Annotated in this window: 19 protein-coding genes; 12 read left to right on the forward strand and 7 right to left on the reverse strand. The window is 71.3% G+C overall.

Features of this window, described 5'->3' with window-relative positions; genetic code table 11:
• Positions 1-32 precede the first annotated feature (32 nt).
• The 11 genes from ABIA32_RS11200 (at position 33) to ABIA32_RS11250 (ending at position 14023) form a co-directional block, all read left to right on the forward strand.
• Positions 33-938 carry an ABC transporter permease gene (locus ABIA32_RS11200; RefSeq protein WP_370093875.1) on the forward strand — a complete coding sequence of 302 codons (906 nt, stop codon included), beginning with the start codon at positions 33-35 and terminating at the stop codon, positions 936-938.
• 10 nt (positions 939-948) lie between these two features.
• The gene (locus ABIA32_RS11205; protein ID WP_370094118.1) at positions 949-1755 is read left to right on the forward strand and encodes an ABC transporter ATP-binding protein; all 807 of its coding nucleotides are present in this window, start codon (positions 949-951) and stop codon (positions 1753-1755) included.
• Between the two features lie 226 nt (positions 1756-1981).
• Entirely contained in the window at positions 1982-3094 is a 1113-nt protein-coding gene (gene hpnC, locus ABIA32_RS11210) for a squalene synthase HpnC (RefSeq protein WP_370093876.1), read from the forward strand.
• On the forward strand, positions 3091-4008 hold the full coding sequence (gene hpnD / locus ABIA32_RS11215) for a presqualene diphosphate synthase HpnD (RefSeq protein WP_370093877.1): 918 nt from the start codon (positions 3091-3093) through the stop codon (positions 4006-4008). Before hpnC ends, hpnD begins: the two co-directional genes overlap by 4 nt.
• A 100-nt stretch (positions 4009-4108) precedes the next feature.
• Positions 4109-5506, forward strand: coding sequence for a hydroxysqualene dehydroxylase HpnE (hpnE, locus tag ABIA32_RS11220; RefSeq protein WP_370093878.1), 1398 nt, complete (start codon positions 4109-4111; stop codon positions 5504-5506).
• A gap of 11 nt (positions 5507-5517) precedes the next feature.
• Positions 5518-6681 (forward strand): polyprenyl synthetase family protein, encoded by a 1164-nt coding sequence (locus ABIA32_RS11225; protein WP_370094120.1) that lies wholly within the window; start codon positions 5518-5520, stop codon positions 6679-6681.
• 4 nt (positions 6682-6685) lie between these two features.
• Entirely contained in the window at positions 6686-8803 is a 2118-nt protein-coding gene (gene shc / locus ABIA32_RS11230; protein ID WP_370093879.1) for a squalene--hopene cyclase, read from the forward strand.
• 7 nt (positions 8804-8810) lie between these two features.
• Complete coding sequence (locus ABIA32_RS11235; protein WP_370093880.1) at positions 8811-9410, forward strand: 1-hydroxy-2-methyl-2-butenyl 4-diphosphate reductase; 600 nt, start codon at positions 8811-8813, stop codon at positions 9408-9410.
• A gap of 11 nt (positions 9411-9421) precedes the next feature.
• Positions 9422-10570: a flavodoxin-dependent (E)-4-hydroxy-3-methylbut-2-enyl-diphosphate synthase gene (gene ispG, locus ABIA32_RS11240; protein WP_370093881.1), complete on the forward strand. Its 1149-nt coding sequence runs from the start codon at positions 9422-9424 to the stop codon at positions 10568-10570.
• 86 nt (positions 10571-10656) lie between these two features.
• Entirely contained in the window at positions 10657-12621 is a 1965-nt protein-coding gene (gene dxs / locus ABIA32_RS11245; RefSeq protein WP_370093882.1) for a 1-deoxy-D-xylulose-5-phosphate synthase, read from the forward strand.
• Positions 12611-14023: an aspartate aminotransferase family protein gene (locus ABIA32_RS11250; protein WP_370093883.1), complete on the forward strand. Its 1413-nt coding sequence runs from the start codon at positions 12611-12613 to the stop codon at positions 14021-14023. The genes dxs and ABIA32_RS11250 overlap by 11 nt, the downstream gene beginning before the upstream one ends.
• 5 nt (positions 14024-14028) lie before the next feature.
• Here ABIA32_RS11250 and ABIA32_RS11255 read toward each other — a convergent pair whose 3' ends face one another.
• From ABIA32_RS11255 to ABIA32_RS11285, 7 genes are all read right to left on the reverse strand, one after another.
• Entirely contained in the window at positions 14029-14964 is a 936-nt protein-coding gene (locus tag ABIA32_RS11255; RefSeq protein WP_370093884.1) for a phosphatase PAP2 family protein, read from the reverse strand.
• Positions 14965-15233: 269 nt separating this feature from the next.
• On the reverse strand, positions 15234-15998 hold the full coding sequence (locus ABIA32_RS11260) for an SDR family oxidoreductase (protein WP_370093885.1): 765 nt from the start codon (positions 15996-15998) through the stop codon (positions 15234-15236).
• 28 nt (positions 15999-16026) lie between these two features.
• Positions 16027-17160 carry an acyl-CoA dehydrogenase family protein gene (locus ABIA32_RS11265; protein ID WP_370093886.1) on the reverse strand — a complete coding sequence of 378 codons (1134 nt, stop codon included), beginning with the start codon at positions 17158-17160 and terminating at the stop codon, positions 16027-16029.
• On the reverse strand, positions 17157-18338 hold the full coding sequence (locus tag ABIA32_RS11270; RefSeq protein ID WP_370093887.1) for an acyl-CoA dehydrogenase family protein: 1182 nt from the start codon (positions 18336-18338) through the stop codon (positions 17157-17159). The genes ABIA32_RS11265 and ABIA32_RS11270 overlap by 4 nt, the downstream gene beginning before the upstream one ends.
• Positions 18339-18549: 211 nt before the next feature.
• Positions 18550-19308: a 3-oxoacyl-ACP reductase FabG gene (fabG, locus tag ABIA32_RS11275; RefSeq protein ID WP_370093888.1), complete on the reverse strand. Its 759-nt coding sequence runs from the start codon at positions 19306-19308 to the stop codon at positions 18550-18552.
• A 37-nt stretch (positions 19309-19345) separates the two neighbouring features.
• A complete protein-coding gene (locus ABIA32_RS11280) occupies positions 19346-20560 on the reverse strand; it encodes an acyl-CoA dehydrogenase family protein (protein WP_370093889.1) in 1215 nt (404 codons plus the stop codon).
• Positions 20560-21576: a phosphotransferase family protein gene (locus ABIA32_RS11285; protein ID WP_370093890.1), complete on the reverse strand. Its 1017-nt coding sequence runs from the start codon at positions 21574-21576 to the stop codon at positions 20560-20562. Before ABIA32_RS11285 ends, ABIA32_RS11280 begins: the two co-directional genes overlap by 1 nt.
• Positions 21577-21662: 86 nt before the next feature.
• Here ABIA32_RS11285 and ABIA32_RS11290 point away from each other — a divergent pair, with 86 nt between their 5' ends.
• Positions 21663-22253 carry a TetR/AcrR family transcriptional regulator gene (locus tag ABIA32_RS11290; RefSeq protein WP_370093891.1) on the forward strand — a complete coding sequence of 197 codons (591 nt, stop codon included), beginning with the start codon at positions 21663-21665 and terminating at the stop codon, positions 22251-22253.
• Positions 22254-22394 lie beyond the last annotated feature (141 nt).

Raw genomic sequence — 22394 nt, forward strand, 5'->3', positions numbered from 1 at the left:
TGGGACGAAGGCTTGGGAGTAGCGTGTCCACGGTGTATGAGCAGCGGGCGGCGAGCTTGGCCGACCCGGACGCGGGGTTGACCCCCGCGCAGCTTGCCGCGAAATACGGGCTGACCGTCAGCGGCAGGCGGCCAACGCTGATCGGGTACACCCGGCAGCTGTGGGCGCGTCGGCACTTCATCGCCGCCTACGCGACGGCGAAGCTGACCGTCCAGTACACGTCCTCCAAGCTGGGCCAGATCTGGCAGATCCTGACGCCGCTGCTGAACGCCGCCGTCTACTTCCTGATCTTCGGCGTCATCCTGGGCACCAGCCGGGGCATCCCGAACTTCATCCCGTACCTGTGCACGGGCATCTTCATCTTCAACTTCACCCAGCAGGCCGTCCTGTCCGGCACCCGGTCCGTGGCGGACAACCTCGGCCTGATCCGCGCGCTGCACTTCCCCCGTGCCGCCCTGCCGCTCACGGTCACCCTCAACCAGCTGCAGCAGCTGCTGGTCTCCATGGGCGTGCTCGGTGTGATCGTCCTGGTCAGCGGCGTGCCGCTGACGGCGCACTGGCTGCTGATGGTGCCCGTGCTGCTGCTCCAGGCCGTCTTCAACGCCGGTCTGGCGATGTTCATGGGCCGGATCGGGGCCAAGACCACCGACATGGCTCAGCTGATGCCGTTCCTGATCCGCACCTGGATGTACATGTCCGGTGTCTTCTGGAGCGTCGCCACGGTGTCGGAGAAGCTGCCGCACTGGGCGTCCACCGTGCTCGAGGCCAACCCCGCACTGATCTACATCGAGCTGATGCGCTACGCGCTGATCGACACCGTCCCGGCGAGCAGTCTGCCGCACCATGTGTGGCCGATGGCCGTAGCCTGGGCACTGATCGCCGGTCTCGGCGGATATGTCTTCTTCTGGAAGGCGGAGCAGGAGTACGGCCGTGGATGATCAGCAGACGATGGACCAGGTGCTGGACCCGCAGGGACCGCCGCCCGCGCCCACCGAGAAGATCCCCACGGTGATCGTCGACGACGTCCACATCGTGTACAAGGTCTACGGCGCCGGCGCCGGCAAGGGCTCGGCCACCTCGGCGCTGTCCCGGATCGTCAAGCGCAAGGCGTCCCCGGCGCTGACCGAGGTGCACGCGGTCCGAGGCATCAGCTTCACCGCGTACAAGGGCGAAGCGATCGGCCTGATCGGCTCCAACGGCAGCGGCAAGTCCACCACCCTCGCGGCCATCGCCGGCCTGCTCCCGACGGCCGAGGGCTCCATTTACACCGACGGCCAGCCCTCCCTGCTGGGCGTCAACGCGGCCCTGATGAACGACCTCACCGGCGAGCGCAACGTCGTCCTGGGATGCCTGGCCATGGGCATGAGCTACGCCGAGGTGCGCGAGAAGTACCAGGACATCGTCGACTTCTCGGGCATCAACGAGAAGGGCGACTTCATCTCGCTGCCGATGCGCACGTACTCCTCCGGCATGGGCGCCCGGCTCCGCTTCGCGATCTCGGCGGCGCGCAGCCACGACGTGCTGCTGATCGACGAGGCGCTGTCCACCGGCGACGCGGCCTTCCGCAAGCGCAGCGAGGATCGCATCCGCGAGCTGCGCAAGGAGGCCGGGACGGTCTTCCTGGTCTCGCACAGCAACTCCGCCATCCGGGAGGTCTGCAACCGGACCATCTGGCTGGAGCACGGCGTGATCCGCGCCGACGGTCCCACCGAGGACGTCGTCAAGGAGTACGAGGCCTGGACGAGCAAGCGCTGATCCGCTTCCGGTACGGACCGTCCGCAGACCATCCATAACGATCCGACAGCCGCCGCGACCACCCTCCGCGGCGGCTGACGGTATGGGGACGTAGGCTGCGGGTCATAGGCTACGAGCAAGATCCATGGGGTCGCTGCGCTGGGGCGACGCGGCGGCGGCAGGGCACGAAGGCGTGTCCCCTGTGGGCAGCTTGTCAAGATCGGTGTAGAACGGGGGGGTGGCGGTCATGACGGTGCGTCGGCAGCAGTCCGGTGAACAGACGTCCGAGGGGCAGGCAGTCGGGGAGTCCCCGGCGGGCTCCTCCGGCGCAGTGCTCGACAAGGCGGCGAGGGAGAACTTCCCCGTCGCCCCGTTCTTCCTGCCCCCGGCCATGCGCCAGGGGCTGATGGCCGTCTATGGCTTCGCCCGCCTGGTCGACGACGCGGGCGACGGCGATCTGCCCGACCCGCGCGGCACCGCCGAGCTGCTCGGCGTGGCGTATCCGGAGCCCGGGGCCGAGGCCGAGCCCGGCAGCGAGGCGGACACCGCCTTCCGGCTGGCTCTGCTCGACGCCCTGGACGCGGACGTCGACGCCGCGTTCGAGGCGGTCCTCGGCACGCCCGGGGCCGTCGGGCCGCGCCACCCGCTGATCGCCGCGCTGGTGCCCGTCATCGACCGGCACGGGCTCACCGTCGAGCCTTTCCGCGCGTTGATCGAGGCCAACCGAGTCGACCAGCACGTCGCGCGCTACGAGACCTTCGACGACCTGATGGCCTACTGCGAGCTCTCGGCCAACCCGGTCGGCCGCCTGGTGCTGCAGCTGGCCGGTCTGGCGACGCCCGAGCGGCTGCGCTGGTCCGACGCGGTCTGCAGCGGCCTCCAGGTCGTCGAACACCTGCAGGACGTCGCCGAGGACCGTGCCCGCGGCCGCGTGTACCTCCCGGCGCGGGACATGAAGCGCTTCGGCGTCACCGAGCAGGACCTCGACGCGGCCCGCGCCGGCACGGCGCTGCGCGGCCTGATCATGTACGAGGCGGAGCGCACCCGCGCCCTGCTGGACGAGGGCACGCCGCTGCTCGCCTCGGTGAGCGGCCGGCTCCGGCTGCTGCTCGCGGGCTTCTCGGCGGGCGGCTACGCCGCGCTCGGCGCGGTCGAGGCGGCCGGCTACGACGTGCTGGCCGGTTCGCCCAAGGCCGGCAAGGGCCGATTGCTCCGCGAGGTGGCCGGGGCGCTGCTCCCGGCCACGCTGCTCCCGGCGAAGCAGCCCGGGCGGCGCAAGGATGGACAGCGCAAGGATGGACAGCGCAGCGCTGGAAAGACGGATGCTGGTCAAAGCAATGATGTGAAAGGCACGAGGTGAGTCCGCAGATCAACGGGGCACGCACGGCGCTGGAGCCGCTGTCACCACAGGTGGCAGCGGCCTACCAGTACTGCGAGGCGGTGACCGGGAGCCAGGCCAAGAACTTCTCCTACGGGATCCGGCTGCTGCCCCAGGCCAAGCGCCAGGCCATGTCCGCGATCTACGCCCTGGCCCGTCGGATCGACGACATCGGCGACGGCGGCTGGTCCGAGGCGCGCAAGTTCGAGGAGCTCGGCCGCACCCGCGCGCTGCTGGACGAGATCCGCGAGGGCTCCGTCGAGTCGGAGGACACCGACCCGGTGAAGGTCGCGCTGGCCCACAGCTGCGGCCTCTTCCCGATCCCGCTGGACGCCTTCGACGAGCTGATCGACGGCATGGAGATGGACGTCCGGGGCACCGAGTACGCCACCTTCGACCAGCTGCGCCTGTACTGCCGCTGCGTGGCCGGCACCGTCGGCCGCCTCTCGCTCGCCGTCTTCGGCTGCACCGACCCGAAGCGCGGCGCCGAGTACGCCGACACCCTCGGTCTCGCGCTCCAGCTCACCAACATCCTGCGCGACGTCCGCGAGGACGCCTCCATCGGCCGGATCTACCTGCCGTCCGAGGACCTGGCCCGGTTCGGCTGCGAGGAGGGCTTCGGCCTCGCCACGCCGCCCGCGACGGCCGACTTCCGCGGCCTGGTGCTGTTCGAGGCGCGCCGCGCCCAGGAGTACTTCGACGAGGGCCTGCGCCTGCTGCCGATGCTCGACCGGCGCAGCCGCGCCTGCGTCGGCGCCATGGCCGGCATCTACCACCGGGTGCTCGGCCGGATCGCCGCCGAACCCGAGGCGGTGCTGCGCGGCCGGGTCTCGCTCCCCGGCTGGGAGAAGGCCTATGTAGCACTGTCCGGCCTGGTGGGAGGGCGTACCTCTTGAAGGACCGTCCGTTCGTGTCGTTCCTGTTTGCCCGCCCGATCCGGTGGGGAACCACTGGTCGCTGCGGTGCGTCGCGGCTGGTACGGGACCAGGAAGGGGGGTGGCTCCGGTGAGCGGGCGTTCTGACACAGGCAAGGCGAGCACACGCAGGGCGCTGGTGATCGGCGGCGGGCTGGCCGGCATCACCGCCGCGCTGCGTCTCGCCGACGCGGGCCTGGCGGTCACCCTCGCCGAGGCCCGGCCCCGGCTCGGCGGCCTCGCCTTCTCCTTCCAGCGCGGCGCGCTCACGGTCGACAACGGCCAGCACGTCTTCCTGCGCTGCTGCACCGCCTACCGCGGCCTGCTGCAGCGCCTCGGTGTGCGCGACGAGGTCTGGCTCCAGCCGCGCCTCGACGTGCCGGTCCGCGACGTCAACACCGGCCGGGCCGGCAGCATCCGCCGCGACCCGCTGCCCGTGCCTCTGCACCTGGGCCGCGGCCTGGTGAGCTACCCGCACCTGAGCTTCGCCGAGCGCGCCGCCACCGGTAAGGCCGCGCTCGCGCTCAAGCGGCTCGACCTCGCCGACCCGGCGCTCGACCAGCGCTCCTTCGGCGACTGGCTGCGCGAGCACGGCCAGTCCCCGCGCGCCATAGAGGCACTGTGGGACCTGGTCGGCGTCGCCACGCTCAACGCCACGGCCGACGAGTCCTCACTCGCGCTGGCCGCGATGGTGTTCAAGACCGGCCTGCTCTCCGAGCCGGGGGCCTCCGACATCGGCTTCGCCCGCGTCCCGCTGGGCCGGATCCACGACGACATGGCGCGCGCGGCGCTCGACCGCGCCGGCGTGCGGGTGCTGCTGCGCGCCCGGGCCGTCGAGGTCAAGCCCTCCGGCGACGGCGCCGGACGCCACACGGTGCAGCTGGAGGGCGAACGCCTCGAAGGCGGCGCGGAGACCTTCGCCGACCTGGACGCGCTGGTGCTCGCCGTCCCCCAGGACGCCGCGCACGCGCTGCTCCCGCCCGGCAGCCTCGACGAGCCGGACGCGCTCCTTGAGCTCGGCTACGCGCCGATCCTCAACGTGCACGTCGTCTACGACCGCCCGGTGCTCGACCGGCCCTTCCTGGCCGCGCTCGGCTCGCCGGTCCAGTGGGTCTTCGACCGCACCCCGCACTCGGGCCTGCAAGGGCCAGGCCAGTACGTCGCGCTCTCCCAGTCCGCCGCGCAGGCCGAGATCGACCTGCCGGTCTCCGTGCTGCGGCAGCGCTACGTCCCGGCCCTGGAGCGGCTGCTGCCCAAGGCGCGGCAGGCCGAGGTCACCGAGTTCTTCGTGACCAGAGAGCGCACCGCCACCTTCGCGCCCGCCCCGGGCACCGCCCGGCTGCGCCCAAGCGCGCGGACGCGGACGCCGGGCGTGCACCTGGCCGGCTCGTGGACCGCCACCGGCTGGCCCGCGACCATGGAAAGCGCCGTGCGCAGCGGAACCGCAGCGGCCCGAAGCGTGCTGGGAGAGCTGCGATGACCGACGCCGCGATGACTCAACGACGGACCGATACACGGCTCGGCCGGACTTCCGCCGGACAGACCCGACACAGCAGAGCGAACGGAGAGGGAACCAGCGTGGTAGCGCGCCCCGATCAGGCACCGACGGTGGAGGCAGTCGACGTGCTGTCCCTGCTCGATCATGGCAGGACCCTGTGCACCCCCGTGCTCAGGGAGGCGGTCTCCCGGCTCGCCCCGCCCATGGACGCCGTCTCCGCCTACCACTTCGGCTGGACGGACGCCGAGGGACTGCCGACCAACGCCGACAGCGGCAAGGCCGTCCGGCCGGCGCTCGCGCTGCTCTCCGCCCGCGCCGCCGGCGCCCCGGCCGCCGTCGGCGTCCCCGGCGGCGTCGCGGTGGAGCTGGTGCACAACTTCTCGCTGCTCCACGACGACCTGATGGACGGCGACGAGACCCGCCGCCACCGCGCCACGGTCTGGACGGTCTTCGGCCCGGCCCAGGCGATCCTGGTCGGCGACGCGATGATGGCCCTGGCCAACGAGATCCTGCTGGAGGCCCCCGGCCACGGCACCGCCTCGGCGGTCGACGCCGGCCGTGCCGTGCAGCGGCTCACCATCGCCACCCGCAAGCTGATCGACGGCCAGGCGCAGGACCTCTCCTTCGAGCACCGCGACCGGGTCTCGGTCGCCGAGTGCCTGGAGATGGAGGGCAACAAGACCGGCGCGCTGCTGGCCGTCTCGGCCTCCATCGGCGCCGTGCTGGCCGGTATCGACGACGCCTCCGCCGACGCGCTGGAGTGCTACGGCTACCACCTCGGCCTCGCCTTCCAGGCCGTGGACGACCTGCTCGGCATCTGGGGCGAGACGGAGGTCACCGGCAAGCCCAACTTCGGCGACCTGCGCCAGCGCAAGAAGTCCCTGCCGGTCTCGGCCGCCCTCGCCGAAGGCAACAAGGCCTCGCTCCGTCTCGCGGAGCTGCTGGCCGACCCGGAGGGCCGCGGCCACGAGGACGAGGAACAACTCGCGGTGCGCGCGGCGCTGATCGAGGAGGCGGGCGGCCGCGCCTGGACGGCGGAGGAGGCCCGCCGCCAGCACAGCACGGCCTTGGCGGCGCTGGACGAGGTCGCCATGTCGACGGAGGTGCGGGCGCAGTTCGCCGCGCTCGCGGAGTTCGTTGTGGTCAGGGAGAGGTGACGAGATGACAGCATCCGCGGACGGCCGGCTCGACCCACAGTACGAAGCAGAGCCGGCCGCGGAGAGCACCACCACGGGGGAGAACGACACGGAGCACGTCACGGATGACGAAGCCGGGCAGACGGACACCAAGGCCGTCGCCCGCAGGACGCTGGAGGCGGCCACCGCCCACCTGCTGGGCCTCCAGGACGAGGCCGGCTGGTGGAAGGGCAACCTGGAGACCAACGTCACCATGGACGCCGAGGACCTGCTGCTCCGTCAGTTCCTCGGCATCCGCACCGAGGAACAGACGCGCGCGACCGCAGACTGGATCCGTTCGCAGCAGGGGGCGGACGGCACCTGGGCCACCTTCTACGGCGGTCCTTCGGAGCTGTCCACCACGGTCGAGGCCTATGTCGCGCTCAAGCTCGCCGGGGACGACCCGGAGGCGCCGCACATGAAGCGCGCCTCACGCTGGATCCGCGAGCAGGGCGGCATCGCGTCCACCCGCGTCTTCACCAGGATCTGGCTCGCGCTCTTCGGCTGGTGGCCCTGGGAGCGGCTGCCGGAGCTGCCGCCGGAGGTCATCTTCCTGCCGCGCGGCTTCCCCCTGAACATCTACTCCTTCGGCTGCTGGGCCCGCCAGACCATCGTGCCGCTCACCGTCGTCTCGGCCCACCGGCCGGTCCGCAAGGGGCCGTTCGAGCTCGAGGAGCTGCACACCGACCCGGCGAACCCCTACCGCGCCCGCCCGGTCGCGCCCGCCTACACCTGGGACGGCTTCTTCGTCCGGCTCGACAAGGCGCTGCACTACTACCACAAGATGCCGGTCAAGTCGCTGCGCCGACTGGCGCTGCAGCAGGCCGGCCGGTGGATCGTGGAGCGCCAGGAGGCGGACGGCTGCTGGGGCGGAATCCAGCCTCCGGCGGTGTATTCGCTGATCGCACTGCACCTGCTCGGCTACGACCTGGACCACCCGGTGATGAAGGCGGGTCTGGCCGCCTTCGACCGTTTCACCGTGCACACCAACGAGGGCCACCGCTGGATCGAGGCCTGCCAGTCGCCGGTCTGGGACACCTGCTTGGCGCTCACCGCCCTGGCCGATGCCGGACTCCCGGCGGACCACGAGGCGCTGGTGCGCTCCGCGGACTGGCTGCTGGGCGAGGAGGTGCTGCGCCGCGGCGACTGGGCCGTCCAGCGGCCCGGCCTGCCGGCCGGCGGCTGGGCCTTCGAGTTCGACAACGACAACTACCCGGACATCGACGACACGGCCGAGGTCGTGCTCGCGCTGCGCCGGGTTGCCCACACCGAGCCAGGCCGGATGGCGGCCGCGACGCGACGCGGCATCGACTGGGTGCTCGGCATGCAGTCCAAGAACGGCGCCTGGGCCGCCTTCGACGTCGACAACACCAGCACTCTGCCGAACAAGCTGCCGTTCTGCGACTTCGGCGAGGTCGTCGACCCGCCCTCGGCGGACGTCACCGCGCACGTGGTGGAGATGCTGGCCGCCGACGGCAAGGCCAACGACCCCCGCACCCGGCGCGGGATCGAGTGGCTGTTCAAGGAGCAGGAGGAGGACGGCTCCTGGTTCGGCCGCTGGGGGACCAACTACGTCTACGGCGTCGGTTCGGTGCTCCCCGCGCTCGTCGCGGCGGGGGTGCCGACAGAGCACCAGTCGATCCGCCGCGCGGTGGCCTGGCTGGAGGAGAAGCAGAACTCCGACGGCGGCTGGGGCGAGGACATGCGCTCCTACCAGGACAAGTCCTGGGCCGGCCGGGGCACCTCGACCGCCTCGCAGACCGCCTGGGCGCTGATGGCGTTGCTCGCGGCGGGGGAGAGCGGCAGTCACGTCGACCGCGGCGTGCGCTGGCTCGCGGAGACGCAGCTGCCCGAGGGGACGTGGGACGAGCCGGAGTTCACCGGGACGGGCTTCCCGTGGGACTTCTCGATCAACTACAACCTCTACCGGCTGGTCTTCCCGGTCACCGCGCTCGGCCGCTACCTGTACGGCACCCCGCACCTGACGCCGAGCGAGGCGGACGCGGGCGCGCGACCCGGCCTCCCCGCCCCGACCGGCGGCCCGCAGGAGGCCCCGACCCCGCGCCGACTGCTGCCGTCCCTCGCCGGGCGGCGGTTGCGGTGAGACCACGGTGAGATCAGAGCCCGGCGCGCCGCTCGTGGCGTGCGCCCTCGGCATCGAGGCGCGCGCGCTGCGGGAGGCGCGGCCGGTGCGCACCGGCATGGGCCCGGAACGGGCGGAGCGCGCGATGCGCCGCGCGCTCGCCGAACGGGCGCACGCGCCGTCCGGAATCGTCTTCGCGGGCCTCGGCGCATCCGTGGTTCCCGGAATACGGCCCGGTGACGTCGTGATCGCCACGGAGGTGCGCGACGATCGTGGAGTGGCGGCGTCAGGCACGGACCGCGACTGGGCCGTGGACGCGCTGCGCGCCGCCGGCCTGGCCGTGCACGAAGGCGTGCTGTACTCCAGCGACCACGTCGTGCGTGGCCCGGAGCGCGGGCGTCTCGCCGACGCGGGCGTGACCTGCGTCGACATGGAGACCGCCGCGGCGTTCCGCGTGGCGCGGGAACTGACACCGAGCGGCGTGCCGCTGGTGGCGGTCCGCGTCGTCGTCGACACGCCCGAGTACGAACTGGCCCGCCCGGCCACGCTGGTGAACGGCCCCCGCGCGCTGCGCGCGCTCAAGCAGGTCGGCCTGGTGCTCGCGACCTGGCATCCGCAATTCTGCTGAGGAGTTCCGCCATGACCGCCGTCTCTCTCGGAATACCGTCTCTGCCGCCGGAGCCGCTCGCGCCCCGGCGGATCAGCCGTCAGATCATGGTGGGAAACGTGCCGGTCGGCGGCGGTGCGCCGATCTCGGTGCAGTCGATGACGACGACCCTCACCTCGGATGTGAACGCGACGCTGCAGCAGATCGCGGAGCTGACCGCGTCGGGCTGTCAGATCGTGCGGGTGGCCTGCCCGTCGCAGGACGACGCGGACGCGTTGCCGATCATCGCGAAGAAGTCGCAGATCCCGGTGATCGCGGACATCCACTTCCAGCCGAAGTACGTCTTCGCGGCGATCGAGGCGGGCTGCGCGGCGGTCCGGGTGAACCCGGGCAACATCCGGCAGTTCGACGACCAGGTCAAGGAGATCGCGAAGCGCGCCGGTGACGCCGGGGTCCCGATCCGGATCGGCGTGAACGCGGGCTCGCTGGACCGGCGGCTGCTGGAGAAGTACGGCCGGGCGACGCCGGAGGCGCTGGTGGAGTCGGCGTTGTGGGAGTGCTCGCTGTTCGAGGAGCACGGCTTCCGCGACATCAAGATCTCGGTCAAGCACAACGACCCGGTCGTGATGGTGGCCGCGTACCGCAAGCTCGCGGCGGCGTGTGACTACCCGCTGCATTTGGGTGTGACCGAGGCCGGTCCGGCGTTCCAGGGCACGATCAAGTCGGCGGTGGCGTTCGGCGCGCTGCTGGCCGAGGGCATCGGCGACACGATCCGCGTCTCGCTGTCGGCGCCCCCGGCGGAGGAGATCAAGGTCGGCAACCAGATCCTGGAGTCGCTGGGCCTGCGCAAGCGCGGCTTGGAGATCGTCTCCTGCCCGTCCTGCGGGCGCGCCCAGGTGGATGTCTACAAGCTCGCCGAGGAGGTCACCGCCGGGCTCGAGGGCATGGAGGTGCCGCTTCGCGTCGCGGTGATGGGCTGTGTGGTGAACGGTCCGGGCGAGGCGCGCGAGGCGGACCTGGGCGTGGCGTCGGGCAACGGCAAGGGCCAGATCTTCGTGCGGGGCGAGGTCATCAAGACCGTGCCGGAGTCGAAGATCGTCGAGACCCTGATCGAGGAGGCGCTGAAGCTCGCCGAGCAGATGACGGAAACCGGGACACCGACAGTTGTGGCAACCAGCTGAGGGGCGCGAGGCCCTGCTTGATCAACTGCGGGCGCGACAAGCCACCCTCCCAGGTAGAGCGAAGTTGCAACGAAAGGTAGGAGCGAATGTCACTGTTGGAGTCCATCCGCAGCCCGCGTGACCTGCGTCTGCTGCCGCCCAGCGAACTTCCGCGTCTCGCCGAGGAGATCCGTGAGTTCCTCATCGACGCCGTCACCCGTTCGGGCGGTCACCTCGGGCCGAATCTCGGTGTCGTCGAGCTCACGCTCGCCCTGCACCGGGTGTTCGAGTCGCCCGCCGACCGGATCCTCTTCGACACCGGACACCAGTCCTACGTGCACAAGCTGCTCACCGGCCGTCAGGACTTCGACCGGTTCAAATCCAAGGGCGGTCTCTCCGGCTACCCCTCCCGCGCCGAGTCCGAACACGACGTCATCGAGAACTCCCACGCCTCCACCGTCCTCGGCTACGCCGACGGCCTGGCCAAGGCGAACCAACTCCAGGGCCGCGGTGACCGCTACGTCGTCGCCGTCATCGGCGACGGCGCGCTCACCGGCGGCATGGCCTGGGAGGCGCTGAACAACATCGCCGAGGCGCACGACCGGCCCGTCATCATCGTCGTCAACGACAACGAGCGCTCCTACGCGCCCACCATCGGCGGCCTCGCCAACCACCTCGCCACCCTGCGCACCACCCAGGGTTACGAGCGCTTCCTCTCCTGGGGCAAGGGCACCCTGCAGCGCACGCCCGTTGTCGGCGGTCCGATCTACGACGCCCTGCACGGCGCGAAGAAGGGCTTCAAGGACGCCACCGCCCCGCAGGGCATGTTCGAGGACCTCGGCCTCAAGTACATCGGCCCCATCGACGGCCACGACACCACCGCACTCGAATCGGCTCTGCGCCGAGCGCGCGGCTTCCGTGGGCCGGTCATCGTGCACTGCCTGACCGAGAAGGGCCGCGGCTACCGGCCCGCCGAGCTGGACGAGGCGGACCACTTCCACCAGGTCGGCGCGATCGATCCGATCACCTGTGAGCCGCTGCGGCCCTCCTCCGGGGTCTCCTGGACCTCCGTCTTCGGCAAGGAGATGGTCGCGGTCGGGCGCGAGCGCGAGGACGTCGTGGCGATCACCGCCGCCATGCTCGCGCCGGTCGGGCTGCAGGCCTTCTCCCGCGAGTTCCCCGACCGGATCTACGACGTCGGCATCGCCGAACAGCACGCCGCCGTCTCCGCCGCCGGGCTCGCGACGGGTGGCCTGCACCCCGTCGTCGCCGTCTACGCGACCTTCCTCAACCGGGCCTTCGACCAGGTCCTGATGGACTGCGCGCTGCACCGCTGCGGCGTCACCTTCGTGCTCGACCGGGCCGGTGTCACCGGCACCGACGGTGCGTCCCACAACGGCATGTGGGACCTCTCCATCCTCCAGGTCGTCCCCGGCCTGCGCATCGCCGCGCCTCGCGACGCGGACCAGCTCCGCGCCGAACTGCGCGAAGCCCTCGACGTGGCCGACGCCCCGACCGTGGTCCGCTTCCCGAAGGCCGAGGTCGGCCCGCCGATCCCGGCGGTCGAGCGGGTCGGCGGCGTCGACGTGCTGCTGCGCACCGGCCCGGTCGGGCGCGCGCCCGAGGTGCTGCTGGTCGCCGTCGGGACGATGGCCTCCGCCTGCCTCGACGCGGCGGCGCTGCTCACCGCCGAAGGGTTGGGGGCGACGGCCGTGGACCCGCGCTGGGTCAAGCCCGTCGACCCTGCGCTGACCGAGCTGGCCGCCCGGCACCGCCTCGTGGTCACGGTGGAGGACAGCGGCCGCGTCGGCGGCGTGGGCGCCGCTGTCGCCCAGGCGCTGCGCGACGCCGACCTGGACGTGCCGACGCGCGAACTCGGCATTCCGCAGCGCTTCCTGGACCACGCCGCGCGGGGTGAGATCCTGGACGAGATCGGTCTGACCGGTCCTGGCATCGCCGCCCAGACCGCCGCCTTCGCCAAGGCCATCGGCCTGGTGACGGGCACCACCTACATCACGACAGACAGTCTGACGTCCGACTTCGTTGGAGGGGACCAGCACCGTGGCAGCTGAGACAGAGACCGGCACGACGTCGTCGGCCTTCGACCTGGAGGCGCTGCTGATCGAGCGCGGCGCCGAACGCTACCGCCTGCATGCCGAGTACCTGAACCACCAGCTGCCGAGGATGCTGCACACCATCGGCTTCGACAAGGTCTACGAGCACGCCAAGGGCGCCTACTTCTACGACGCCGAGGGCAACGACTACCTCGACATGCTGGCCGGCTTCGGCATCTTCGCGCTCGGACGACACCACCCCGTCGTGCGCCAGGCGGTGCGTCAGGTGATGGACCTGGAGCTGGCCGACCTGACCCGCTTCGACTGCCAGCCCCTGCCGGGCCTGCTGGCCGAGAAGCTGCTCTCCTATGCGCCGCACCTTGACCGGGTCTTCTTCGGCAACAGCGGCACCGAGGCGGTCGAGACGGCGCTCAAGTTCGCCCGCTACGCCACCGGCAAGCCGCGCGTCCTCTTCTGCGACCACGCCTTCCACGGGCTGACCACAGGATCGCTCTCGGTCAACGGCGAGGACGGCTTCCGCAAGGGCTTCGCCCCCCTGCTGCCCGACACCGCGATCCCGCTGGGCGACCTCGGCGCGCTGGAACGCGAGCTGAAGAAGGGCGACGTCGCCGCGCTCATCGTCGAGCCGATCCAGGGCAAGGGCGTGCTCGCCGCCCCGGACGGCTACCTGCGCGCCGCGCAGGAGTTGTTGCACAAGCACAAGGCGCTGCTGATCGCCGACGAGGTGCAGACCGGCCTCGGCCGCACCGGCGACTTCTTCGCCTACCAGCACGAGGCGGGCGTCGAGCCCGACCTGGTCTGCGTGGCCAAGGCGCTCTCCGGCGGCTACGTCCCCGTCGGCGCGACGCTGGGCAAGGAGTGGATCTTCGAGAAGGTCTACTCCTCGATGGACCGGGTCCTGGTCCACTCCGCCAGCTTCGGCTCGAACGCGCAGGCCATGGCCGCCGGGCTGGCCACCCTGCACGTCTTCGAGGAGGAGCAGGTCGTCGCCAACGCCCGCCGCGTGGGCGACCTCTTCCGGGAGCGGCTGACGGCGCTGAAGCCCCAGTACGAGATGCTGGCCGACGTGCGCGGCCGGGGCCTGATGATCGGCATCGAGTTCGGCCGCCCGCAGTCACTGAAGCTGCGGACCGGCTGGACGGCGCTGCAGGCCGCCCGTAAGGGTCTCTTCGCGCAGATGGTGGTCGCGCCGCTGATGCACAGGCACAGGATTCTGACCCAGGTCTCCGGCGACCACCTGGAAGTCATCAAGCTGATTCCGCCGCTGACGATCGGTGAGGCCGAGGTGGACCGCTTCGTCGACGCCTTCGTCGACATCATGGACGAGGCCCACAGCGGCACCGGATTGATGCGCGATTTCGGTAAGACGCTCATCAAGCAGGCCGTCGCGGCACGTTAGGCGCGTTAGAAGACGATCGGGATCGTGCGCTTCGTCTGGTGACGGAGATCACGCGGCGCGGGGACGGTCGCCGCCCTCTTCGACTGCGGGGAGGCGGCGGCCCGCGCCAGCGCCTCCTGCTCCTCGCGGCGCGAGAGCCAGGCCGGCTCGGGGCGGGAGACGGAGCGACGGGAGGCGGGGCGGTAGAGCGACCGGCGCTCGGTCCAGGCCCGGCGCAGCCGGTCGTCGGCGCTGGTGATGATCGGCTCGAAGAGCGGGAGGGCCAGCAGTACCAGGGCCCCGGCGGCCCAGCCGGCCAGCACGTCGGTCACCCAGTGGGTGCCGAGGTAGACGGTGGTCGCGCCGACGGAGAAGCCCATCCAGCCGGCCAGGACGGCGCCGGTGCGACGCCAGCGCATGGCCAGATAGGCCACGACCCCCCAGGTCACCACGGCGTTCGCGGTGTGTCCCGACGGGAATATGCCGCCGCCGAGGAAGATCTCGTTGGAACCGTAGACGTGTGCGTAGTGCGGGCCGAGACGGCCCGTGGCTATCTTGACGGCCCCGACGGACATGTTCAGCAGGACCAGGGCCACGCCGAGCACCAGCAGCGGCCGCATCGACTTCGTGCGCCAGCAGCGCCAGCCCAGCCAGATCGAGACGACGATGGCGGAGGGGCCGCGCTGCCCGGATATGACGTAGTAGTTGAGGAAGCTCTCCAGCGCGGGCCAGTGCTCGTAGGGCTTGAAGGCCATCACCGACCAGTCGAGCACGACCAGCCGGGAGGTGGTGAAGACCGCGACGATCACCGTGACGTAGGCGACGGCGGTGGAGGCGAAGAGGATCTTGTGGGTGCGGCTGAGCGGCCGCCAGCGCTCTCTGCTGGGCGGCTCCTCGGCGGCTCGCTGCTTCGGCCGCTCCGCTCGTTCGAGCAGGGCGACGTCGCTCCTCTGGTTACGCACCCCTTCGACGTTACAGTGTTTCCTCTTCAACTCCGCCGGAGAGGTCGCCTTCGTGACAACGATGTGACCTGGTGGATTGTCGGATCCGAATAAATATCCGCGGTTTATCGCGAGGCGGTGTGATCTGCCTCATCTCTGTTCCCACACCGGTTTGACCGGGTCGGATTGCGGGAATCCGGGGCCGCTCCCCGCCTGCTCCACAGCATTCAGGAATGCTGCCCGGTGCAACAGATGTGAATTCAGCCGCACCGGGCGGTAATGCGTGGTATTCAGGCCAGACCGGCGCCGAGGGAGAGTCCGCCGTCGAGCACCAGGGTCTGCCCGGTGATCCACGCGGCCTGCTCGGAGAGCAGGAACGCGACCGCGCCGCCGATGTCCGAGGGCTCGCCGAGACGGCCCAGCGGGTAGCTCTTGACGACCTGCTCCTCGTGTCCCGCGAAGAGCGCCTCGGCGAACTTGGTCCGCACGACGGCCGGCGCGACGGCGTTGACCCGGACGTTCGGTGCGAGCTCGTAGGCGAGTTGCTGCGTCAGCTGGACCATGGCCGCCTTGCTCGCCCCGTACATCCCGATGCCGGGCGCGGGACCCAGCGCGCTGATCGAGGAGACGTTGACGATCGCCCCACCGTGCTCGCGCAGCCAGGCGGCGTGGACGAGCTGCACCCAACCGAGGGTGGCGACCAGGTTGATGTCCAGGATCTTCCGAGCGACGTTCAGGTCCAGCTCGACCATCGAGCCGAAGGCCGGGTTGGTGCCGACGTTGTTGACCAGGTGGTCGATCCGCCCGAAGGCGGCGACGGCCCGCTCGACGGTCTCGGCCCGGTGGGCGGCGTCGTGGCTCTTCCCGGCGACGCCGAGCGCGACGTCGGGGCCGCCGAGCTCCGCCACCGCCGCGTCGAGCGAGGCGGCGTCCCGGCCGGTGATCACGACGCGCTCGCCGCGCGCGACGAGCGCCTGCGCCACGGCGAAGCCGATGCCCCGGCTGGCGCCGGTGACGAGGGCGACCTTGCCGGATTCGGTGGAGGGATCTGTCATGGGGGTGCTCCTTGAAGGGGACGGGGCGTCAGGCGGGCAGGTCGACGAGGGTCGCGAGCCGCGCCCGGTGGCGGTCCGGGGTGCCGAGCGCCAGCGACGCGCTCTTGGCGCGCTTGAGATAGAGGTGAGCCGGGTGCTCCCAGGTGAAGCCGATGCCGCCGTGCAACTGCACGGCCTCCTCGGTCGCCGTCACGGCTGCGCCGGACGCGAACGCCTGCGCCAGCGCGGCGGTCAGCGGCAGGTCGGCGGAGCCGCGCGCCGCCGCGTCGGCCCCGCTGCGGGCGACGGCCCGGAGCTGGGCGACGAGCACCCACAGGTCGGCGAGCCGGTGCTTGACGGCCTGGAAGGAGCCGATGGGACGGCCGAACTGGTGCCGCTCCTTGGCGTAGGCGACGGTCGTCGTCAGCGCCCACTCCGCGACGCCGAGCTGCTCGGAGGCGAGCAGCGCTGCGCCCGTGGTCAGCGCGGCGTCGAGCGCGTGCCGCGCCTCCTCGCCGGAGGCGAGCAACCGTCCCGGCGCGACGTCGAGGGTCACCACGGCGAGCTGCCGCGCCATGTCGAGCGAGACCATCGGTTCGACGTCGGCCTGCTGCACCGCATAGAGGCGCGGTTCGCCGTCCTCGCCGACGGCCGGCACGAGCAGCACATCGGCGGCGAGCGCGTCGGCCACGTGGCGGACGGAGCCGGTCAGCAGGCCGTCGTCGCTCGCGTGCACGGTGCCGGGGAACGGAGCGCCGGGCGCGGTCGCGAAGGACACCGCGAGCGAGCCGATCGCCGTGCCGGAGGCGAGCCGCGGCAGCTGCTCGCGCTCGCCGAGCGCGAGCAGCGCGGCGGTCGCCAGCACACAGCTGCCGAAGTAGGGCACCGGCGCGACGGCCCGGCCCAACTCCTCCAGCACGACGGCGGTCTCGCGCCAGGACGCGCCCGCGCCGCCGAGCTCCTCGGGCACGGCGAGCCCGGTCACGCCCAGCTCGTCGGCGAGCGCGCGCCACAGCTCGGTGTCGGTGGTCTGCGCGAGCTCGGTCCGGGCCAGCACGGCGTTGATCGGTGCGCGGGCGGCGAGCAGGGCACGGACGTTGGCCCGCAGCTCCTCCTCGACCTCGGTGTAGCCGAGGTCGGCCGACTCAGCAGCACCCGAATGGAAAGCAGTCGTCGTCGTCATCGGGGCAGGTCCTTCCATGCGACGTCCTTGTCGACCCGGATCTCCTGGGGCAGCCCCAGCACGCGCTCGGCGATGATGCCGCGGAGGATCTCGGAGGTGCCGCCCTCGATCGAGTTGCCCTTGGCACGCAGGTAGCGATAGCCGGGGGTGCCGTCGATCATCGAAGGGTGGGCGGGGCGGCGGAACGACCAGTCCTCGTACTCCAGCCCCTCCGCGCCGAGCAGTTCCAGCTCCAGGCCGGAGATCCGCTGGTTCAGCTGCGCGAACGCGAGCTTCGCCGCGCTGCCCTCCGGGCCCGGCTGGCCCGCGGCGAGCTGCTGCCGCAGTCGCTCGCCGGTGAGCCGCGCGGCCTCGGCGTCGACCCAGAGCCGCAGCAGGGCGTCGTGCAGGGCGGGGGTGCGCAGCTCGGGGCGCTCGCGCCAGGTGTTCGCGACGACGCCGATCAGCCCGCCTTCGCGGGGCTCGGCGTGGCCGCCGATGGCGACCCGTTCGTTCATCAGCGTCGTCTGCGCGACCCGCCAGCCCTCGCCGACGGCGCCGAGCCGGTGCGCGTCGGGAATCCGCACGCCGGTGAGGAAGACCTCGTTGAACTCCGCCTCGCCGGTGGCCTGTCGCAGCGGCCGGACCTCGACGCCGGGGGCGGTCATGTCACAGACGAAGTAGGTCATGCCCTGGTGCTTGGGCACGTCGGGGTCGGTGCGGGCGACGAGGATGGCCCACTGGGCCTCGTGGGCGAGGGAGGTCCACACCTTCTGGCCGTCGACGATCCAGTCGCCGGTCCCCTCCTCCTGCACGGCGCGCGTCCCGAGCGCGGCGAGGTCCGAACCTGCGCCGGGCTCCGAGAAGAGCTGGCACCAGACCTCCTCCCCGGTCCACAGGGGCCGCAGGAAGCGGCGGCGCACGGCGTCACTCCCGTGCGCGAGGATGGTCGGCGCGGCCATCCCCAGCCCGATGCCGTGCCGCCCGGCGTCGAGCGTCGGCGCGCCGGCGGCGGCGAAGGCCTCGTTCACCTCCTGCTGCATCGCTCTGGGGGCCGACCGGCCCCCGAGCCCCTCGGGAAAGTGCACCCACGCCAACCCGGCGTCGTAGCGCGCCCCGAGGAAGTCCGCGACGGGTGTCGTCGCCGGATCGTACTTCTCCAACAGAGCGCTGATCGCCCCACGCAGTCCATCGTCCATGGACGGAACACCTCTCGCATTAGAGGGAGTTGCAGTACCTCTAGGGGCGCGGGGAACTGCGCGAGCAACCACCGGCGTGCGGATGGCCCTGCGCGTTCGGCGAACCACCTGGCTGGGTGGCTTGTCGCGCAGTTCCTCGCGCCCCTGGAGGTGCAACCACAGGCGGCAGCAGAAGCACAGCCTGTCCGTTCCCCGCGCCCCTCAAAAACCGCTAGTCGAGCGGGCCGCCGGCCACGTAGACGACCTGGCCGGAGACGAAGCCCGCGCCCTCGCTCACCAGGAACGAGACCGTGTGCGCGATGTCCTCGGGGACGCCCACCCGGTTCACCGGAATCATGCTCGCCGCCGCCGCCTTGAACTCCTCGAAGCCCATGCCGACTCGCTCCGCCGTCGCCGCCGTCATGTCCGTCGCGATGAAGCCCGGCGCCACCGCGTTCGCCGTCACGCCGAACTTGCCCAGCTCCTTGGCCAGCGTCTTCGTGAAGCCCTGCAAACCCGCCTTCGCGGCGGAATAGTTCGCCTGGCCCCGGTTGCCCAGCGCGCTCGACGACGACAGGTTGACGATGCGTCCGTAGCCGGCGTCGACCATGTGCTTCTGGCAGGCCTTGGACATCAGGAACGCGCCCTTGAGGTGCACGTTCATCACGGTGTCCCAGTCCGTCTCGGACATCTTGAACAGCAGGTTGTCCCGCAGCACGCCGGCGTTGTTGACCAGGACGGTCGGCGCGCCCAGCTCCGCCGCTACTCGCTCGACCGCCGCGGCGACCTGCTCGCCGTTGCTGACGTCCGCGCCGACGGCGATCGCGCGGCCGCCCGCCGCGGTGATCTTCTCGACGGTGTCCTTGCCGGCCGCCTCCTCGAGGTCGATCACCGCGACGGCGAAGCCGTCCGCGGCCAGGCGGATCGCGGTGGCGGCGCCGATGCCGCGCGCGGCTCCGGTGACGATGGCGACGCGGTTCTGCTCGGTCATGAGGTGCGTTCTCCTGAGGGTGAGTTGGTGAGGGGAGTCAGGCGAGGTAGGGCTTGAGTTCGCGGCGCGCAAGCGACCGCTTGTGGACCTCGTCGGGGCCGTCGGCGAAGCGCAGCGTCCGCGCCCCCGCCCAGAGCTGGGCCAGCGGGTAGTCCTGGGAGATGCCGGCCGCGCCGTGGGCCTGGATCGCCTTGTCGAGGATCCACTCCACCGTCGCCGGGGTGGCGATCTTGATGGCCTGGATCTCGGCGTGGGCGCCCTTGTTGCCGACGGTGTCCATCAGCCACGCAGTCTTCAGCACCAGCAGCCGCAGCTGCTCGATCTTCACCCGCGAGTCGGCGATCCACTCCTGGACCACGCCCTGCTCGGCCAGCGGCTTGCCGAAGGCGTTGCGCGAGACGGCCCGACGGCACATCAGCTCGACTGCCCGCTCGGCCATGCCGATCAGCCGCATGCAGTGGTGGATCCGGCCCGGGCCGAGTCGCGCCTGCGCGATCGCGAAACCGAGGCCCTCGCCCGCGATCAGGTTCTCGGCCGGGACGCGGACGTCGGTGAAGACGATCTCGGCGTGGCCGCCGTGCGCGCCGTCGGTGTAGCCGAAGACCTCCATGCCGCGCTTCACCTCGACGCCGGGGGTGTCGCGCGGGACCAGGATCATGCTCTGCTGCTGGTGCTTGGGCGCGTCCGGGTTGGTCCGGCCCATCACGATGAAGATCTCGCACTCGGGGCTCATCGCACCGGAGGACCACCACTTACGGCCGTTGACGACGTAGCTGTCGCCGTCGCGCTCGATCCGAGTCGCGATGTTCGCCGCGTCGGAGGAGGCGACCTCCGGCTCGGTCATGCAGAACGCGGAGCGGATCTCGCCCTCCAGCAGCGGGGTCAGCCAGCGCTTCTGCTGCTCGGGGGTGCCGAACTCGGCCAGTACCTCCATGTTGCCGGTGTCCGGGGCCGCGCAGTTCAGCGCCTCCGGCGCCAGGTGCGGGCTGCGGCCGGTGATCTCGGCGAGCGGCGCGTACTGCAGGTTGGTCAGGCCCGCGCCGTGCTCGGCGTTGGGGAGGAACAGATTCCACAGCCCCCGGCTGCGGGCCTCCGCCTTGAGCTCGGCCATCACCGCCGGACGCTCCCAGATGTTCGCGGCCTCGCGCAACTGCCGCGCCGCGACCGGCTCGGCGGGGTAGACGCACTCGTCCATGAAGGCCAGCAGGCGCTGCTGCAGCTCCACGGTGCGCTCGTCGTAGCGGAAGTCCATCAGTCGGCCACCTTTCCCGTCAGGGTGTCCAGGGCCAGGGCGACCAGCGGCGGCACCATCGCGCCCAGATGCGCGAAGCCCTCACCGACCGTCTTGCCCTGGATGTAGCGGTAGTGGATGCCCTCCGCGATGACCGCCAGCTTGTACTGGGCGAAGGCGGTGTACCAGGGGAGGGGGGTCACGTCGAGGCCGGTCGTGGCCGCGTAGCGGTCGACGAGCTCGGCCATGGGGGGAAAGCCGAGCTCGGGGCTGACCGCTCCGGCGACCGGGTTGCCGGGCAGGTGTCCGGCGATGTCCCAGTACACCTTCATCAGGCCCAGGTCCGCGAGCGGGTCGCCCAGCGTCGCCATCTCCCAGTCGAGGACGGCGGCGATGGTGTCGTCGTCCGCGGCGATGGTGTTGTCGAGGCGGTAGTCGCCGTGCACGATCGTGGCCCGCTGGCTCGCGGGGACACCCTCGCTCAGGCGCTGCTGGAGTTCTTCGAGGCCCGGGATCTCGCGGCTTCGGGAGCCCTCGAACTGCCGGTGCCAGCGCGAGACCTGCCGCTCCAGGTAGCCCTCGGGCCGCCCGAAGTCGGCCAGGCCGACGGCCGCGGGGTCGACGGCGTGCAGCTCGGCGAGCACGTCGATCAGGCGGAAGGAGAGCGCGTGGGCGCGCTCCGTGCCCAGCCCGGCAGCGTCCTCGGCGGTGCGGTAGACCGTGCCGGCGACCTCGTCCATGAGGTAGAAGGGCGCGCCGACGACCTCCTCGTCCGCGCAGAGCAGGTGCACCCCGGGGACCGGCACCGCCGTGCCCGCCAGCGCCGAGATCACGCGGTGCTCGCGGGCCATGTCGTGCGCCGTGGCGAGCACGTGTCCGAGCGGCGGCCGACGCAGCACCCAGCGCTGCTTGCCGTCGGTGAGCCGGTAGGTCAGATTGGACTTGCCGCCGGAGATCAGCTCGGCCGTCAGCGGGCCCGTCCCGAGGCGGTCGCGCAGCCGGTCCAGATCCAGCCCTGGGGGCGTCGGAGTGGTCATGTCGGCCACCATACCGACTAGTAGGTATGTGGGCTAGAGTGGCTCGCGACACCTTGACACCAGCACACGAGAAGGGGAGGACGCCGATGGCCCGGGTCGACATGGCTGTCCCCGTCCAGGAGCGGCTGCTCGCCGCCGCCAGCCGCCTCTTCGCGGAGCGCGGCTTCGCGCCCACTTCGGTGCAGGACATCGTCGAGCTGGCAGGTGTCACCAAGGGGGCGATGTACCACTACTACGCCTCCAAGGACGACCTGCTCCAGCAGATCTACATCCGGCTGCTCGCGGTCCAGTCCGAGCGGCTGGTGGAGATCGCCGAGGGGCCGGGCCCCGTCGCCGAGCGGCTGCGCGCGGCCGCGGCGGACGTCGTGGTGTCCACTCTGGAGCACCTGGACGACGCGATGGTCTCCTGGCGGTCGATGCACATGCTTCCGGCCGACCGCCTGGCCCAGGTCCGCGCGGACCGCCGCCGCTACCACGAGCGGTTCCGCGCCCTGATCGAGCAGGGACAGGCCCAGGGCGTCCTCCGCGGCGACGTCGCCGCTGACCTGGTGACTCATCAGTTCTTCGGCGGGGTTCACCATCTGGGGAGTTGGTACCACGCGGACGGCGAGCTGACCCAGGAGGCCATCGGCGCAGCCTTTGCCGAGCTTTTGCTACGGGGCCTGCAACCGATCTGAGTCGACCACACACGACCGGGTCGGATCACGATTGGATCGCAGGTCTCTGGGGCATGTCGCTCGGGTCTGTCTGGTTTGTATAGTGTCCGCCAGCAGCCGCAGGCTGTCCGGCCGAATTATTCCGTACACAGGACCCCCACA

It is taken from the genome of Streptacidiphilus sp. MAP12-20 (assembly GCF_041262525.1).
Lineage (GTDB): Bacteria > Actinomycetota > Actinomycetes > Streptomycetales > Streptomycetaceae > Streptacidiphilus.

Coding starts and splice junctions, on each gene's coding strand:
- ispG (WP_370093881.1), top strand. CDS start 9,422: ATGACCGCCGTCTCTCTCGGAATACCGTCTCTGCCGCCGGAGCCGCTC.
- shc (WP_370093879.1), top strand. CDS start 6,686: ATGACAGCATCCGCGGACGGCCGGCTCGACCCACAGTACGAAGCAGAG.
- ABIA32_RS11265 (WP_370093886.1), bottom strand. CDS start 17,160: ATGACGACGACGACTGCTTTCCATTCGGGTGCTGCTGAGTCGGCCGAC.
- ABIA32_RS11225 (WP_370094120.1), top strand. CDS start 5,518: ATGACTCAACGACGGACCGATACACGGCTCGGCCGGACTTCCGCCGGA.
- ABIA32_RS11205 (WP_370094118.1), top strand. CDS start 949: ATGGACCAGGTGCTGGACCCGCAGGGACCGCCGCCCGCGCCCACCGAG.
- ABIA32_RS11285 (WP_370093890.1), bottom strand. CDS start 21,576: ATGACCACTCCGACGCCCCCAGGGCTGGATCTGGACCGGCTGCGCGAC.
- ABIA32_RS11280 (WP_370093889.1), bottom strand. CDS start 20,560: ATGGACTTCCGCTACGACGAGCGCACCGTGGAGCTGCAGCAGCGCCTG.
- dxs (WP_370093882.1), top strand. CDS start 10,657: ATGTCACTGTTGGAGTCCATCCGCAGCCCGCGTGACCTGCGTCTGCTG.
- ABIA32_RS11270 (WP_370093887.1), bottom strand. CDS start 18,338: ATGGACGATGGACTGCGTGGGGCGATCAGCGCTCTGTTGGAGAAGTAC.
- ABIA32_RS11290 (WP_370093891.1), top strand. CDS start 21,663: ATGGCCCGGGTCGACATGGCTGTCCCCGTCCAGGAGCGGCTGCTCGCC.
- hpnC (WP_370093876.1), top strand. CDS start 1,982: ATGACGGTGCGTCGGCAGCAGTCCGGTGAACAGACGTCCGAGGGGCAG.
- ABIA32_RS11260 (WP_370093885.1), bottom strand. CDS start 15,998: ATGACAGATCCCTCCACCGAATCCGGCAAGGTCGCCCTCGTCACCGGC.
- fabG (WP_370093888.1), bottom strand. CDS start 19,308: ATGACCGAGCAGAACCGCGTCGCCATCGTCACCGGAGCCGCGCGCGGC.